Below are 14,868 nucleotides of genomic sequence, written 5' to 3' on the forward strand. Positions count from 1 at the left end.
GCGCAGGTGGGTGTTTTAATAGACATGTCCGAAGGCGCATGTGACAGCGGAGCCCGGCCCGATCGTCGAGATGTCCTTCGGGGCAGATGACGGGCGAGGTGCCGGCGCATCACCAGGTCGCGCGGGACGAGCTGCGGCGGGAGCGTCGAGGAGCGGGCGGTCGGCGCGAGGCCGGTCCCGGATGAGGGACCGACGTCGCTGCCCCCGCCTGCTCGCGCAGGCCCGACCGCCCGCCGACGCGCCACGCGGCTGCCGCTGCTTCCGGCCCGAGGCGCGCCCAGCGGGTCGCGGCGGAGGCATGGAGGGGCATGCACCCGGCCCTCGCCGCCGCGTCGTCATATCTCTCCCTCGCCGCAGCTCCGGCGCCCGCCGCGACCGCCGAGGATTTCTTCGCCAGCCTAGGGGTGCCCGTCTCGCTCGAGGACGTCGCGGTCGATGTGGCTGAAGACGAGGTGCGGCCTCGTCACGAAATGCCCAACATGCTACGGCCATGGCTTCACTGTCCAATCCGTCGTGGCAGGTTATATCACCGACAAGTGTAACGGAGCGCAGAACAAGTGACTGCGCGAGATTCCGGGGACCTGCTGCAGCGACTGACTCCCGCGCGCGGGCCCCTGCCTCCGCAGCGGTGGGGGTTCTTGCCGACCGAGCAATTTTGGCGGCTCGCGGCGCGGACGCCCATCTTGTTCGGCCTCTGGTTCGTCACCGGCTTCTTTCATGACTGGCTGCGCTCCTTCGGCTTGCCGTGGTGGCAGAACGGGCTCGGCTGTCTGGTCTTCACCGCAGTCTGGGCCGGGTTGGTGGAGCGGTGGCGCCGGCAATACTTCATTCGCTGCCGCATGCGCGCGCTCAGCTCGCCCGAAGAGCCACGCCGCGTGGCGGCGCGATCGCTGACATGTCTTTCGGGGCAGGCGAACGGCGTGACGGCGCCTGGCGATCGCGCTACGCTGCCGGCCATGTCCACCGAGAACCACCCCGGCGACGCCGCGCCGCGCAAACGCGTCCTGATCGTCGGCCTCGCGCCGAAGTTCGTCGACTTCTCGCAGTTCCCCGGGCTCGACGAGGCGAAGTTGACCGCGAGGTTGCAGGCGGCCGAGCAGGCGGTGGTGGCGGCCGGCTTCGACGTGACGTGGTGCCTGACCGACGTCGCGTGGGAGCGGGTGGAGCCGCTGCTGCGCGAACGCCTGGCCGCCGGCGAGTTCGCGGCGATCATGATCGGGGCGGGGATCCGCATGCCACCGCCGCTGCTGCTGCTGTTCGAGCGGATCGTGAATTTGGTCCACGAGGCGGCGCCGCGCGCCCGCCTGTGCTTCAACACGTCGCCCGAGACGACGGCGGCGGCGGTGCTGCGGTGGGTCCGTCCGTGAGGCGCGCGGGCGACCCCTCGCGGCGCGCGGACGCGGGCGAAGCGTCGCGCCGCGCGTGAGCCTTGCGTGAGGATGTCGGCGCGAGCGGGCGAGCTCGCCGCGCCCGCGGTCGCCGAGGCTTGACGCTCCCGGAGGCGTGCGCGACGCTCGCGCAAATATGCGCATGGACCGGCGTCCCTCGCCCCTGGCCGCGAGCCTCCTGTGGTCGGTCACCGCCTGCTCGGGGGCGTCGCAGACGACGGCGCCGCCGCAGAGCTCGCTGCCGCCGGCGCCGACCTGCGAGGCCAGCGAGTGCAACACCCAGGGGATGCTGGCGCTCGGGCTGCAGCGCCACGACGAGGCGATGCGCCTGCTCGATCGGGCATGTTCTCTCGGACATGCGGTCGGCTGCTCCAACCTCGCCGGGGTGTTCCGCGGCGGGGTCGGCGGCGGGCCCAAGGACCCACCGCGGGCCGTGGGCCTGTACGACCGCTCGTGCCGGCTCGGCTTCGCCGAGGCGTGCGCGACGGTGGGGACGATGCTGGCCGAAGGGACAGCCGTGCCGGCCGACCCGCCGCGGGCGCTGGGGATGTTCGAGCTGGCGTGCGCGAAGCAGGACGCGTTCGCGTGCTTCACGGCGGGGCTGTTCTACGAGACAGGTCGCGGGGTGCCGGCGCGCGACCCGAAGCGGGCGGCGAGCTCGTTCGGGCAGGCGTGCGGGCTGGGCCACGCGACGGGCTGCTTCAACGCGGGGATCTTGCTGTACTCGGAGGAGGGGGCGGGGCCCGGCGAGAACGAGCGCGCGGTCGAGTTCTTCGCCCGCGCGTGCGACGGGGCCCAGCCGGCCGGGTGCCTGCGCCACGGGCTGGCGGCGCTGCGCGGGGTGGGGACGGCCGCCGACTCGAACAAGGCGGCGAGCCTGTTCGCCCGCGCGTGCCAGGGCGGCGACGAGGACGGGTGCGGGCTGGCGGAGCAGCTGAAGCGGGCGCGCGGGCGCAAGATCGAGGTGGCGCTGACCAGCCGCGCGCCGACGCTGACGATGGCGGGGCTGACGGCGCACGAGCTGTCGTGCCGGATGCCGCAGACCGACCCGCTGGCGCTGGCGGAGGCGCTCGAGGGCGTGGCGGCCCACAAGGCGGCGCTCGACGCCTGCGCGCCCGCGGGCGACGCGGTGAAGGTGGCCTGGAGCTACCGCGGCGGGCGGGCGGCGCTGGTCCGGGTCGACGGGGCCGATCCCAGGGTCGCGGGCTGTGTGCGCAAGGCGGTCGAGCGGGCCCGCTCGAGCCTGACGGCCAGCTGCGCGGCGACGGTCCTGATCGGCGAGGCGGCAGGGGCCCGCAAGGCGCTGGCGGAGCGGCGTTCCAGCGCGACGGGCACGCCCGCACACCCGCTGGCGCAGGCGCGTTGACAGGCCGCGCGCGCGACCCGTAGCTTGGGGCATGCGCTTAGGAAGAATTACGGGCGCCGCCCTGGCGATGGCCGCGACGCTGGCGTGCGGCAGGGGCGGCGGGAGCGGGACCGACACGGACACGGACACGGGCACGGGCGGGACCACGGGCGAGCCGATCGAGTTCGCCGAGTTCTTCGGCCGCGCCGAGGCGGCCTACTGCGGCTGGGCGACCCGCTGCGGGGCGTTCGCGGCCGAGGAGGACTGCCGCGCGGCCGAGTTCTTCGACTCGATCTACCCGTCCGGCCTGCTGGCGGCGGGCCGGTTCGACGACGGGGTGAGCGGCGGGCAGATCGTCGAGTACCTGCTGGCGTCGCACGCGGCCGGGCGTATCGAATTCGACGCCGAGGCGGCCGCGGCCTGCCTGGCGTACGTCGAGGCCCGCGGCTGCGCCAGGCCCGGGACGTACGTGGCCGACGAGGCCGAGGCGGCCGGGCAGGCGGCGTGCGCGGCGGTCATGCGCGGGACGATGGTGAAGAACGGGCCGTGCCTGCTGTCGGTCGAGTGCGCGCCGCAGGACGACGCGGCGGTGGTGTGCGGCTTCGACCCGAGCTGCAGCGACGTGTGCTGCGTCGGCGGCTGCCGGGTGCTCGGCTCGGCGCCGGTCGGCACGCCGTGCAACTTCTCGACCCGCTGCGCGCCGGGGAGCTTCTGCGCCAGCGACCCGAACACCGGGCTGCCGACGGTGTGCACGGCGCAGCGGCCGGTCGGCGGGGACTGCGTGAACCAGATCGACTGCGACGCGAGCGGCTTCTGCGTCGACGGGACATGCAAGGCGCTGGCCGGGGAGGGCGAGCGGTGCGGCGATTGGGGCCAGGGCGGGTGTCAGCCGGGGCTGTTCTGCGCCGCGCCGAACGACGACGGCGAGGGCCGCTGCTACGCCTACAACGCGCTCGGCGGGGCGTGCCCGGGCCAGTGGTACGAGGACGGCTGCAGCGACTACGGGGTGTACTGCGACTGGGCGACCGACAAGTGCGTCGCGCCGGCCGGGCCGGGGGCGTCGTGCGGCGAGGCCCCGTGCGGGCTGACCAGCACCTGCGACTGGCAGACCAACACCTGCGTGCCGCTCTCGTTCGAGAACGAGCCGTGCGGCGACAGCCGCCGCTGCGCCGGGGCGCTCCAGTGCGACGGCTGGGACCCGAGCACGGCTCGCTGCCGGGCGCCGGTGATCGACGGCGTGTGCGCGGTGCCCGGTGAAGACGTCCTGCCCGAAGGTACATAACTCTTAAGACATGGTTTGGAGGACATCATGAAGAAGACGATCACCGGGGCGGCGCTGTGGCTGGGCGCGGCGGCGGCGGGGTGCGAGGGGCCGGCGACGCCGGAGAACTTCGCCGGCGAGTACGAGGAGGCGCTGTGCGCCTGGGCGAGCGGCTGCTCGGTGTTCCAGTCGCGCGGGCAGTGCCGCGACGCGCTGGTGTGGGACACGTCCGGGCGCTTCCAGTACCTGCTCGAGGCGCTCGAGGCCGGGCGGGTCGGGTTCGACGCCGCGGCGGCCGAGGCCTGCCTCGAGCAGGTCAGCGCCCAGGCGTGCGACGGCCTGCTGCTCGACCGGGTGCTGTTCAGCGCCGGGCCGACGGCGGCGCCCGAGGTGTGCCACGACGTGTTCGTCGGCAAGGTCCGCAACTACGACCCGTGCCTCAACTCGGAGGAGTGCGCCGGCGAGAGCGCGGTGTGCGGCTTCAACCCGGCGGGCTGCCCCGACAACATGTGCTGCGCCGGCGCCTGCCGGGTGCTCGGCGGTCCGCCGGCGCTCGGCGAGCCGTGCACGGGCAGCTGCGGCGACGATGCGTTCTGCGCCTTCGACCCCAACACCGGCCAGCCGACGGTGTGCACCAAGCGGCGCGGGGAGGGCAAGCCCTGCGACGACGACTTCGACGCGTGCCAGGCCGAGTTGTACTGCGACTCGAGCGACTTCACGTGCAAGCGGCGGGGCGAGAGCGGCGCGCGCTGCGAGTTCTCGAACTCGTGCGCCGAGGGCCTCGAGTGCTACGCGTTCCCGAACGACGACCGCCGCTGTCTGGCGCTGCCCGGCGAGGGCCAGAGCTGCTGGAACAACAACTACCCGGCGTGCGCCCGCTACGACAATACCTGCGACCAGAGCGGGACCTGCCGCAAGCTGCCGCTGCCCGGCGAGCCCTGCCTCGACTTGAATTGCGTGCCCTACGCCGTTTGCACGACCAACGCCGGCTCCCCGGTGTGCGTGCGCCGCGGCAGCCTCGACGCCGACTGCGGGCCCTCGACCGGCTATGTCCAGTGCATCGGTCACCTGTTCTGCGAGGGCGACCGCTGCGTCGAGCCCGACCCCGAGCCGGTGTGCTCGCTGCCCGAGTGACGGGCGAGCGGATGGTATGATGATTCGCGGCGGCCCGGTCGCCGCGCGTCACGGGGTCAGCGCGACCTTCAGCACGCCGTCGCGCTGGTGCGCGAACAGCTCGTAGGCGGCGCGGATGTCGTCGAGCTTGAAGCGGTGCGTCACCATCGGTCCGAGGTCGAGGCGGCCGGCGGCGATCACGTTCATCAGCCGGCGCATGCGCTCCTTGCCGCCGGGGCACAGCGAGGTGACGATCGTGTGATCGCCGAGGCCGGCGGCGAAGGGGCCGAGCGGCAGCCGCAGGTCGCTCGAGTACACGCCGAGGCTCGACAGGACGCCGCCGGGCCGCAGCACCCGCAGGCACGCCTCGAACGTCTGTGGGGTGCCGAGCGCCTCGATGGCCACGTCGACGCCGCGGCCGTCGGTGATGCGCAAGATCTCGTCGACCGGATCGGTCTGATGAAAGTCGATCACGTGATCGGCGCCGAGACGTCGCGCCATCGCCAGCCGGTCCGACACGCCGTCGACGCCGATGATCGTGCTGGCGCCGCGGAGCCGGGCGCCGGCGGTGGCGCACAGCCCGATCGGCCCCTGGGCGAACACCGCGACGGTGTCGCCGATCAGGATCCGTCCGCTCTCGGCGCCGGCGAAGCCGGTCGAGAGGATGTCGGGGCACATCAGCACCTGCTCGTCGGTCAGGGCGTCGGGCACGGGCTCGAGGTTGGCCATCGCGTCGGGGACCCGGACGTACTCGGCCTGGCAGCCGTCGATCGTGTTGCCGAGGCGCCAGCCGCCCATCGGCTTGAAGCCGTGCCGCGTGCCCGCGCCGCACTGCGCGCTGCAGCCGGCGAGCGAGGCGTAGGAGTGACCGGACGGGGTGATCGCGCCGGAGATGACGCGCTGGCCCTCCTCGTAGCCCTGGACCGCCGAGCCGAGCTTCTCGATCACGCCGACCGGCTCGTGACCGACGACGAGGCCCCTGCGGACCGGATACTCGCCCCTCAGGATGTGCACGTCGGTGCCGCAGATGGTGGTGGTGGTGACGCGGACGAGGGCGTCGAGCGGACCGATGTCGGGGATCGGTCGCTCCTCGAGCTCGATACGACCCGGTTCGACGAAGACGGCGGCTTTCATGGTGCGCATGTGCGACGTCTCGTGGCGAAGTCGTGCGTCGACGCCAGTGACGGCGCGCAACCAGCGAGCGGGCCGGGTTCGCGATCCGTGCGCCTCGACCCGGCGCCGACGCTGGTGGGCGCGGCTTGCCGGGTCGCACGCGAGCTCTTGCCGCCGGACCTGGGGGCGCGGCGTGGGTCGCCGCGCCGGGCGGCTCAGATGAACTTGAACACCAGGCTGAACGAGGTGATCGTGTCGAGCCTCTTGATGCCCGGCAGCGGGGCGTTGTCGTAGCGGAGGGTGAAGCTGGTGGCGAAGGCGAAGCGCTTGCCGAGGGCGGTGGTCAGGGCGACGTCCCAGTTGACCCACGCCTTGGTGCGCTCCTTGCCGCCGTCGGTCTCGACCGGGTTCGAGCGGAACGGCGCGAACGCCTGGATGTACTCGAGGCCGGTGGTGAAGGTGACGTACTCGGACAGCAGGTTGGTGTAGCCGACGAACACGCGGCCCGAGTGGGTGGCGACGCTCGGGCGCGCGGCGCAGGTCGGCATCGCCGAGGTGGTGTTCGGCACGTCGAGCACGAGGCTGGTGCCGGCCGGACAGTTGGTGTTGTCGGCGCCGCGACGGATCCGCCGCTGGTCGTAGAGGAAGTCGTAGCCGACCTCGGCCCACAGGCGGTGCTTGGGCTGGTTCACCATGTAGAACGCGAACCCCGGGTCGACGCGCATGCGCATGTTGAGGCCGAGGAACGGGTCGAAGCGGGCGGTCAACATCGTGAAGAAGGTGACCCGCGGGTGGAAGTACACGTCGTAGCGGACGCGCCCCTGGACGTTGCCCGCGGTCAGCTGACCGGTGCGTGAGCCGTCGGCCTGGCGGATCGCCGCCTGCGCGTAGTTGCCGAGCAGCTGCGCCTGGAACTCGTGGATCTTGCGGCGGATCCGGAAGCGGCCGCCGCCCGTCAGCGCGGCCGAGCGAGCGTTGCCCGAGGTGAACAGGCCGCCCGCCGAGATCTCCGCCTCGGTCGCGTCCATCGGCTCGCTGGTGCCGGCGGTGGCGAACTTGTTGTCCTCGAGGTTGGTGGTGCCGGCGCTGGCCGGGGCCTGGGCGCCGACGGTGCCGGCCGCCCTCGGGCCCTCCGTCACGGCGGTGCCGGTCGGGGCCGGCGCGAGCGCAGGTGCAGGCTCGGGCTCGGGCTCCGCCGCGGGCTCGGGCTCCTTGGCGGGGGCGGGGGCGGGGGTCTGAGCGGCGACGTCGCCCCCGATTCCGAGGACGAGGGCGAACGCGAGGGCGAACGAGGGGAAGCGGGCGAGCGAGGAGGACATGGCGGAAGCGGCGCGCCCTTTTTGACATCGATCGCGCGTTCGGCCAACTTCCCGAGCGGTCGCCGGGGCCGATCGAGGCGCTCGCGCGGCGGGTCAGGTGCGCCAGATCATGGCGGCATCGGCGGTCCCCCGAAGGGCCGCGATGGCGGCCGCGTAGTCGCGGCCGAATTGCGGGCTGCGCAGCACGCCGGTGCCGGAGACGAACGCGTCGGCGCCGTCGCCCGCGACGTCGGCGATGGTGTCGACGGTGATGCCCCCGTCGACCTGGATCCGGGTGGGCAGGCCGGCGGCGGCGATCATGGCCCGCAGCTCGCGGATCTTCGGCCGCACGGCCGGGATGAACTGCTGCCCGCCGAAGCCCGGGTTGACGCTCATGACGAGGACGAGGTCGCACAGGTCGAGCACGTGCACGAGCTGGGACACGGGGGTGTGCGGGTTGAGGCTGACCCCGGCGAGCACGCGCCCGCCCGACCGGCGCGAGAGGCCGCGGATCTGCTGGAGGTTGCGGTGCAGGTGGCGGCAGGCCTCGACGTGCACGGTGATGATGTCGGCCCCGGCGTCGGCGAAGGCGCCGACGTAGCGCTCGGGCTCCTCGATCATCAAGTGACAGTCGAGCACCCGCGAGGTCAGCGGCCGCAGGGCGCCGACCACCAGCGGGCCGATCGTGATGTTGGGGACGAAGCGACCGTCCATCACGTCGACGTGCAGCCAGTCGGCGCCGGCCCGGTCGAGCGCGACGGCCTCCTCGCCGAGGCGGGCGAAGTCGGCGCTGAGCAGCGAGGGGGCGATCACCGGCGCGTGCCGGTCGGACGGTGCTGTATGTTGGGACATGTCTCTCCGAGACAGGTGAGGAGCGGGCGGCCGCGGTGTGGTAGCACAGTCCGGCGCGCCTGCGGTACGCTGTCCGGGTGAGCTCGGAGGACACGCCGCCTGCGCCGCGGCCCGGGTTCGCCGCGGTGGTCCGCGGCAACGTGCTCGCCGTCGGGGTAGTCAGCCTGCTCACGGACCTGGCGAGCGAGAGGATGAACCCCCCGCCGCCGGTCGACCGGGTCGGCAAGGGCGTCCGCACCGGCCCGCGCGACGCGCTGATCGCCGACGCGGCGCCGGCGGCCCGCCGCGGGCTGGCGTTCTCGTTCCACCGGGCGATGGACCACGCGGGGGCGGTGATCGGCCCGCTGGTGGCGCTGGGGCTGCTGCACCTGCTGCTCGGCCACGGGTCCTGGCGCGGCGACCGGGCGGCGCCGGCGGCCGAGGAGCTGGCGGCGCTCTCGATCGGCGCCGGGCTGGCGCTCGCGGCCGCCGTGGTGCTGCTCACCGCCGTCAGGCCGGGGCCGGGGCGATGAGCAGCGAGGCCGCCCGGGCGCACGAGCGCGGGCTCGACCCGGCCCGGCGCAAGATCGACGGGGTGTTCTACACGCCGCCGGACGTCGTCGAGCGGCTGGTCGCGGAGGCGCTCGGCCCGCTGCTGGCGGCCCCGCCGACCGACCGCCCGATCCGCGTGGTCGACCCGGCCTGCGGCGCGGGGGCGTTCCTGATCGCGGCCGCGCGGGCGCTGCTGGCCCGGCACGAGCAGATGTCCCAGGGGACAGGTGCGCCGGCGTCGCGGCTCGAGCTGGTGCGCGCGGCGATCTTCGGCGTCGACGTCGACCCGGCGGCGGTCGAGCTGACCCGCGCGGCGCTGGCCGAATTGGTGGGGGCTGTCCCCGAGGACATGTCCGAGAACATCAAGGTCGGCAACGCGCTGCTCGGCGCCGACGCGCCGGCCGAGGCGGGGGCGCCGTTCGTGTGGGCGCGCGAGTTCCCGGCGGCCCACGCGGCCGGCGGGTTCGCGGCGGTGCTCGGCAACCCGCCGTTCGTCGACGCCGAGGCGATGACGCGCCACCACCCGGCGCTGCGCCGCCACTGCGCGGGCCGCTACGAGGCCGCCCGCGGCAACTGGGACCTGTTCTGCGTGTTCATCGAGCTCGGCCTGCGCCTGTGCGCGCCGGACGGCTGCCTGGCGCTGGTCGTGCCGAACAAGCTGGCCTCGGCCGACTACGCCGCGGGGGCGCGCCGGCTGCTGACCCGCGAGGCGCGGCTGGTGGCGCTGCACGACCTCAGCGCGGCGGCGGTGTTCGCCGCCGGGATCTACCCGCTGGCGTTCGTGGCCCGCCGCAGGCCCGCGGGCCACGAGGGACCGGTGACGCTGACGCGGGCCGGCGCGCAGCGGGACGAGGTGCGGACGGAGATGTCCCTCGGGACAGGTGCCTCCGCGGGGCCGTGGCCGATCTCCGGCCGCGGCGACGCGACCTCCATCGCCCACATGCGCGCCGTCGGCCGCCCGCTCGGCCAGCTCGCCGAGGTGTGGGGCGCGGCCACCGTCGGCGAGGCGTACGCGATCGCCGAGCTCATCACCGAGGGCGAGGCGGGCGCGCCCGGGCTGCGCGTGGTCAACAGCGGGACGATCGACCGCTGCGCCTCGCTGTGGGGCTCGTCGCCGCTGCGCTACCTCGGCCGCAGCTTCCTCCGCCCGGTGGTCGCCGAGCCCGAGAAGCTGCCGCCGCGCCGGCTGGCCCAGGCCAGCACGCCGAAGCTGATCGTCGCCAGCATGACGCGCACGCTCGAGGCGATGATCGACGCCCGCGGCGAGGTCCTGGCCGGCAAGTCGACGACGATCTGCTGGTGGCCGGCCGACCTGCGGGTGCTGGCCGCGATCGTCCACAGTCGGGCGATCGACGACTATTATCAGCACGTGCACGGCGGCGACCGCCTGGCCCGCGGCTACCTGCGGATCGGCCCCCGCCAGCTGCGCGGCCTGCCGGTGCCGGCGCCCGCCGACTGGGACGCGGAGGTGGCGGCGCAGATCGCCGCGCTGGTCGACCGCTGGACCGCCGGCGATGCCTCGGTCGCGCCCGCGCTCGACGGGCTGGTCGACGCGCTCTACGGACTGGCGTGATTGGACCCGGGGGACATGTCCCGCGGGACATTGGACAGGATCAGGCGAGCAGCTTGTCGCGGATGTCCTTGAGCGTCTGATCGCTCGGCTGGGGCTCGGACGGCGGGACGCTGCGGCCGCGGATGACGGCCGGCCGCTCGCCGATGGCGCGGAGCCAGCGCTGGAGGTTGTCGAGGCCGTCGACGGGGACACCGGCCCAGTCGTGCCCGCGGACCCACGGCCAGGTGGCCATGTCGGCGATCGAGTAGTCGCCGGCGACGTACTCGACCTCGCCGAGCCGCCTGTCGAGCACCTCGAGCAGGCGCCGGACCTCGCGCTGGTAGCGGCCGATGGCGTAGGGGATCTTCTCGGGGGCGTAGCGGAAGAACACGTTGGCCTGGCCCATCATCGGGCCGATGCCCCCCATCTGGAACATGAGCCACTGGATCACGCGGCTGCGCGCGCGCGCGTCGGTCGGCAGGAACTGACCTGTCTTCTCGGCCAGGTAAATGAGGATCGCGCCCGACTCGAACACGGCGAAGTCGCCGGCGTCGCGGTCGACGATCGCGGGGATCCGCCCGTTGGGGTTGATGGCGAGGAACTCGGGCTGCTTCTGGTCGCCGCGGGTGAGCGAGAGCGCGTGCACCTCGTAGGCGAGGCCCATCTCCTCGAGCGCGATCGAGACCTTGTGCCCGTTCGGCGTGGCTGCGGTGTAGAGGTCGATCATCGCGATGCTGTAGCACAGATGCCGGCGGACCCGACGAGGCCGCAGGCCGCACCTGCCGCGAATCACCCGCGACCCTGCCGCCGCCCGCGAGTCGTGTGCGACGTCGCGGCGAGCGGAGGGACGAGCAGGCGGCGCGATCGGACGGTCACCGAGGCAGGCGGGCGGCTCGAGCGCAGCGGGGGTCGCGGGGTGTGGGATGGTGCTAGCGACATGTCTCGAGGGACATGCAGTCAATGTAGTCTGCCCGGTCCGACATCGGCGGGTGCCGGGCTCGCTCCGACAGCCAGGCTCGGCGGCGTCGACCCGCGGCCGCGCGGGATTGAGGGTGGTTGGAATGGCGGCTCACGCGTCGCGCACGATGGTCTTGAAGCGCCGCAGGTAGGTGACGAAGGGATCGCTGATCGCCAGCTCGTGCAGCTGGGCGGGGGTCAGCGGGCCGCGCTCGGGGACGAAGGCGGGATCGGCGGCGCGGCGCGGCCAGTCGGGGTTCAAGACCGCGGCCTTGCCGAGGGCGACGATGTCGGCGCCGCGGGCGAGCGTGGCCTCGGCGTCGGCGACGGTCCAGATGTTGCCCGCGACGACCAGCGGCACTTCGACCGGCAAGGCGGCGCGGAACAGCGGGATGGGGTGCTGGTCAGGCCGCTTGGCGGTATTTTTAAAGACGTCCCACAGCGAGACGTGGAGGAAGTCGACGCCGTCCTCGGCCAGCCAGGCGGCGAGCTGCAGCGATTCGTCGAGGTCGATGCCGCGGGAGTAGCCGAAGTTCTCGGGGGAGATCCGGACACCGAGGACGAATTCGGCGGGGGTGGCGGCGCGGACGCGGCGGGCGATCGTGCGGATGAGGCGAGCGCGATTGACGAATGCGCCGCCCCAATCGTCGGTGCGCTGATTCATGGCGCTGCTGAGGAATTGCGCGAGCAGGTAGCCGTGCGCGCCGTGGAGCTCGACGCCGTGGAAGCCGGCCGCGGCGGCGCGCACGGCGGCCTGCTCGAAGGCGGCGATCGCCGCCTCGATGTCGCGCTCGTCGGCGGCGCGCGGGACCTCGAATTCGGGCCGATCCTCGGTGAAGCTGCTCGCGCTCCACGGCTGCCGGCCGGTCAGCCGCGAGGGCGAGCGCACGCCGCCGTGGTAGAGCTGGACCAGGCCGAGCGCGCCCGTCCGGGCGATGCCGGCGGCGAGCTCGCGCAGACGCGGCAGCTGATGGTCGCCCCACACGCCCATCTGCCCGTCGAAGCCCTTGCCGTCCTCGGAGACGTAGGCGGCGCAGGTCTCGATCGCGCCGAAACCCCCCTCGGCCCGCCGCTCGAGCCAGCGCTGCTCCTCCGGCGAACACACGCCGTCGACGGCGCTCTGGCCGTTGGTGAGCGGCGCGAGCCAGACGCGGTTGCGCGCGACGACGCCGTTGCGGAGGCGGATCGGGGACAGGAGAGCGCTGCTCATGCAGCGGTGGTTAGAGCATCACCAGGGCGCCCGACCGACACGGGGGCGCGACGAGGTGTCGTGATAAAAATCGCGCGAGAGGTGGCGCGCGACGGCGACGGGCCCGCCGCGTTCGGCGAATGACGGGCGGCCGTCGATGCCGCGACGAACGAAGGCGCCCGCCCGCGAGCGGACGAGCGCCTCGGGGCGCCGGGCGGTCACACCATTCGCGGGGTCGACCGCCGGCGTCGCGACGAATCGCGCGGCTCACATCGGCGGCATGACGCCGCAGTCGTCGACCTCGCTCGGGACGCAGCCCTCGCAGTCCCAGCGGAAGTTGTCGAGGAGCGCGGTGCTGGTGTAGATCGTATCACCCATGTCGGTGATGTAGAAGCCGATCGTGACCTCGGCGCCGGGCTGGACGCCGCCCTTGGCGGTGAACCAGTCGGAGCAGGCGTGCTGCTCGAAGCCGGTGCCCTGCAGCTGCGGCTCGGCGTAGGTGTAGCCCGGGCCCATGTAGTACGGGTCGAGCGCGGTGATCGTCAGCGGCAGGCCCTTGGTCGGGTCGCCCGGATCGGGGATGAACGTGACGTTGCCGGTGTACGGCTCGACCGGCGGGTTGGCGTTGGGATCGGCCGGCGTCGGGTCGACCTGCCAGGCGACCAGCAGGTCGTTGAACGAGCCGCCGACGAACACCGGCCACTCGCTCGAGCAGAACACGAAGTCGAACGTGTAGCCGAAGGTGCCGGCCGGGACCGTGGTCTTGAAGGTGAACCACAGCTGGTCGTTCGGGTTGGCGCTGGCGACCTCGAACCACTGGTACTGCAGGGTGTCCGAGCAGTCGTTGACGCCGTCGCAGCCCTTGAACGGGGTGCCGCCGAGGCCGCCGTTGCTGCCGTCCTTGGCCGCCATGGGCGCGGGCATCGCGTCGGGCAGGTCGGGGTTGCTGTTGCTGCCGACGGCGGCCTGCGAGTTCGGCGGCTGGATGACGATGCCCTGCGGGTTCGGCGGGGTGATCGTGCCGGTGCTGATCATCAGCATGGTGTCGCCTTCACGCGGGCTGTAAAGCAGCTTCGGCGGCGTGTTGGGGTCCATGTCGTGATCGTGGGTGTAGGTGCCGAAGCCCTTGGCGATCTGCCACGACGCGTTGTCGACCGCGTTGAAGCTCCAGTCGGTGATCAGCACCGAATCGGCGGCGTTGCTGTTGCAGATGCCCATCGCCTTGTGCGCCTGGGTCTTGTCGGCCTTGTTGGCCAGGTCGAGGGTGTCGTCGCAGACGACGTAGTCGGCCGGGGCGTTGCAAGAGGCCGGGAAGAACGGGGTGCAGTCGTTCTTGCAGAAGTCGCCGGGGCCGCCGTTGATGTCGTTGCCGTCGTCGCACTGCTCGGTCCCCTCGACCTTGCCGTTGCCGCACATCGGCGGCGACACGGTGCAGTCGGGCTCGCAGCCGTCCCCGGGCACGTCGTTGCCGTCGTCACACTGCTCGGGGTCCTGCACGGTGTTGTCACCGCACACCGCAGCCGGCGTCGCCGTCTGACAGTCCGCGCTGCACTCGTCGCCGTCCTCGTTGTTGCCGTCGTCGCACGCCTCGCCCTGCTCGACGATCTCGTTGCCGCACACCGGCGTGGGCAGGCAATTCGGCTCGCAGCCGTCGCCGGCGTCCTGGTTGCCGTCGTCGCACTCCTCGTTGCCCTCGACCTCGCCGTTGCCGCACACCGGCTCGGGTGCGCCCGTGGTGTCGACCGCTCCGGTGGTGTCGGTGTCGCCGGTGCTCGAGTCGCCCGAATCCGAGTCGGTGCCGCCCGATTCGCTGGTCGTCGGCACGCTCGTCTGCGAGGTCTGCGTGGTCTGCGTGGTCGTGGGCGTGCCGTCGTCCGTGGTTTCGGTCGTCGCGCCCAGACTGTCGCCGGCGGTGGCGCTCACGTTGCCACCGTCGTCACCGCACGCTGCGAGCATCAAGGTGCTCAGTCCAATGCTCAAGTGTCGGGTCATCATCGGCTGTTCCTCCTGTGGGCCTCACGAGCGCGCAGTGGGCGCGAGCGCGCAGCCAACCGCACGGTACCTCACAGGATCTGTGGGGGTAACCGCCCTCGTGAGATGAGACTCACGGCCAATGTCGGGACGTGGGGTGTGATGATCCTCGCGAGTGTGCGGCAAAACAGCCGGCCGCTCTCTCGGCGGACGGCGTGATCGCGGCCTGAGTGCCCCGTATGTCGAATCCTCCGTCTATTGAATGCGATTCAGCGCCTCGTGGAATCCCCGATGATTG

At 72.8% G+C, this 14,868-nt stretch carries 11 protein-coding genes and 1 pseudogene; 6 read left to right on the plus strand and 6 right to left on the minus strand.

Going from position 1 to position 14,868, the window contains the following annotated elements:
- Positions 1-956: 956 nt before the first annotated feature.
- The 4 genes from K7C98_RS31805 (at position 957) to K7C98_RS31820 (ending at position 5,128) form a co-directional block, all read left to right on the plus strand.
- Entirely contained in the window at positions 957-1,367 is a 411-nt protein-coding gene (locus tag K7C98_RS31805) for a hypothetical protein (protein WP_224195577.1), read from the plus strand.
- A gap of 163 nt (positions 1,368-1,530) precedes the next feature.
- Positions 1,531-2,754: a tetratricopeptide repeat protein gene (locus K7C98_RS31810; protein ID WP_224195578.1), complete on the plus strand. Its 1,224-nt coding sequence runs from the start codon at positions 1,531-1,533 to the stop codon at positions 2,752-2,754.
- Between the two features lie 31 nt (positions 2,755-2,785).
- Positions 2,786-4,015: a hypothetical protein gene (locus tag K7C98_RS31815; protein WP_224195579.1), complete on the plus strand. Its 1,230-nt coding sequence runs from the start codon at positions 2,786-2,788 to the stop codon at positions 4,013-4,015.
- Between the two features lie 27 nt (positions 4,016-4,042).
- On the plus strand, positions 4,043-5,128 hold the full coding sequence (locus K7C98_RS31820; RefSeq protein ID WP_224195580.1) for a hypothetical protein: 1,086 nt from the start codon (positions 4,043-4,045) through the stop codon (positions 5,126-5,128).
- A 48-nt stretch (positions 5,129-5,176) separates the two neighbouring features.
- Here K7C98_RS31820 and K7C98_RS31825 read toward each other — a convergent pair whose 3' ends face one another.
- From K7C98_RS31825 to rpe, 3 genes are all read right to left on the minus strand, one after another.
- Positions 5,177-6,250 carry an NAD(P)-dependent alcohol dehydrogenase gene (locus K7C98_RS31825; protein WP_346660319.1) on the minus strand — a complete coding sequence of 358 codons (1,074 nt, stop codon included), beginning with the start codon at positions 6,248-6,250 and terminating at the stop codon, positions 5,177-5,179.
- A gap of 185 nt (positions 6,251-6,435) precedes the next feature.
- The gene (locus tag K7C98_RS31830; protein WP_224195582.1) at positions 6,436-7,539 is read right to left on the minus strand and encodes a DUF481 domain-containing protein; all 1,104 of its coding nucleotides are present in this window, start codon (positions 7,537-7,539) and stop codon (positions 6,436-6,438) included.
- Positions 7,540-7,632: 93 nt separating this feature from the next.
- Entirely contained in the window at positions 7,633-8,370 is a 738-nt protein-coding gene (rpe, locus tag K7C98_RS31835) for a ribulose-phosphate 3-epimerase (RefSeq protein ID WP_224195583.1), read from the minus strand.
- A 212-nt stretch (positions 8,371-8,582) separates the two neighbouring features.
- Here rpe and K7C98_RS45135 point away from each other — a divergent pair.
- Positions 8,583-8,735 (plus strand): annotated as a pseudogene (locus K7C98_RS45135) (MFS transporter); the annotation flags it as partial.
- A 143-nt stretch (positions 8,736-8,878) separates the two neighbouring features.
- Positions 8,879-10,474 (plus strand): Eco57I restriction-modification methylase domain-containing protein, encoded by a 1,596-nt coding sequence (locus K7C98_RS31845; RefSeq protein ID WP_224195585.1) that lies wholly within the window; start codon positions 8,879-8,881, stop codon positions 10,472-10,474.
- Between the two features lie 40 nt (positions 10,475-10,514).
- On the opposite strand, the gene K7C98_RS31850 is transcribed toward K7C98_RS31845, so the two are convergent.
- The 3 genes from K7C98_RS31850 to K7C98_RS31860 form a co-directional block, all read right to left on the minus strand.
- Entirely contained in the window at positions 10,515-11,180 is a 666-nt protein-coding gene (locus K7C98_RS31850) for a glutathione S-transferase N-terminal domain-containing protein (RefSeq protein ID WP_224195586.1), read from the minus strand.
- Positions 11,181-11,522: 342 nt separating this feature from the next.
- Positions 11,523-12,620, minus strand: a complete 1,098-nt coding sequence (locus K7C98_RS31855) for an NADH:flavin oxidoreductase (protein WP_224195587.1) — start codon at positions 12,618-12,620, stop codon at positions 11,523-11,525.
- Positions 12,621-12,866: 246 nt separating this feature from the next.
- Positions 12,867-14,579, minus strand: coding sequence for a DUF4215 domain-containing protein (locus K7C98_RS31860; protein ID WP_224195588.1), 1,713 nt, complete (start codon positions 14,577-14,579; stop codon positions 12,867-12,869).
- Positions 14,580-14,868 lie beyond the last annotated feature (289 nt).

This window comes from Nannocystis pusilla (genome assembly GCF_020073745.1).
Taxonomy (GTDB): domain Bacteria; phylum Myxococcota_A; class Polyangia; order Nannocystales; family Nannocystaceae; genus Nannocystis; species Nannocystis radixulma.

Bases quoted from the DNA above. Each gene is read 5' to 3' on its own strand.
- K7C98_RS31825 (WP_346660319.1), bottom strand. From the start codon at position 6,250: ATGCGCACCATGAAAGCCGCCGTCTTCGTCGAACCGGGTCGTATCGAG.
- K7C98_RS31820 (WP_224195580.1), top strand. From the start codon at position 4,043: ATGAAGAAGACGATCACCGGGGCGGCGCTGTGGCTGGGCGCGGCGGCG.
- K7C98_RS31810 (WP_224195578.1), top strand. From the start codon at position 1,531: ATGGACCGGCGTCCCTCGCCCCTGGCCGCGAGCCTCCTGTGGTCGGTC.
- K7C98_RS31850 (WP_224195586.1), bottom strand. From the start codon at position 11,180: ATGATCGACCTCTACACCGCAGCCACGCCGAACGGGCACAAGGTCTCG.
- K7C98_RS31815 (WP_224195579.1), top strand. From the start codon at position 2,786: ATGCGCTTAGGAAGAATTACGGGCGCCGCCCTGGCGATGGCCGCGACG.
- K7C98_RS31805 (WP_224195577.1), top strand. From the start codon at position 957: ATGTCCACCGAGAACCACCCCGGCGACGCCGCGCCGCGCAAACGCGTC.
- K7C98_RS31845 (WP_224195585.1), top strand. From the start codon at position 8,879: ATGAGCAGCGAGGCCGCCCGGGCGCACGAGCGCGGGCTCGACCCGGCC.
- rpe (WP_224195583.1), bottom strand. From the start codon at position 8,370: ATGTCCCAACATACAGCACCGTCCGACCGGCACGCGCCGGTGATCGCC.
- K7C98_RS31830 (WP_224195582.1), bottom strand. From the start codon at position 7,539: ATGTCCTCCTCGCTCGCCCGCTTCCCCTCGTTCGCCCTCGCGTTCGCC.
- K7C98_RS31855 (WP_224195587.1), bottom strand. From the start codon at position 12,620: ATGAGCAGCGCTCTCCTGTCCCCGATCCGCCTCCGCAACGGCGTCGTC.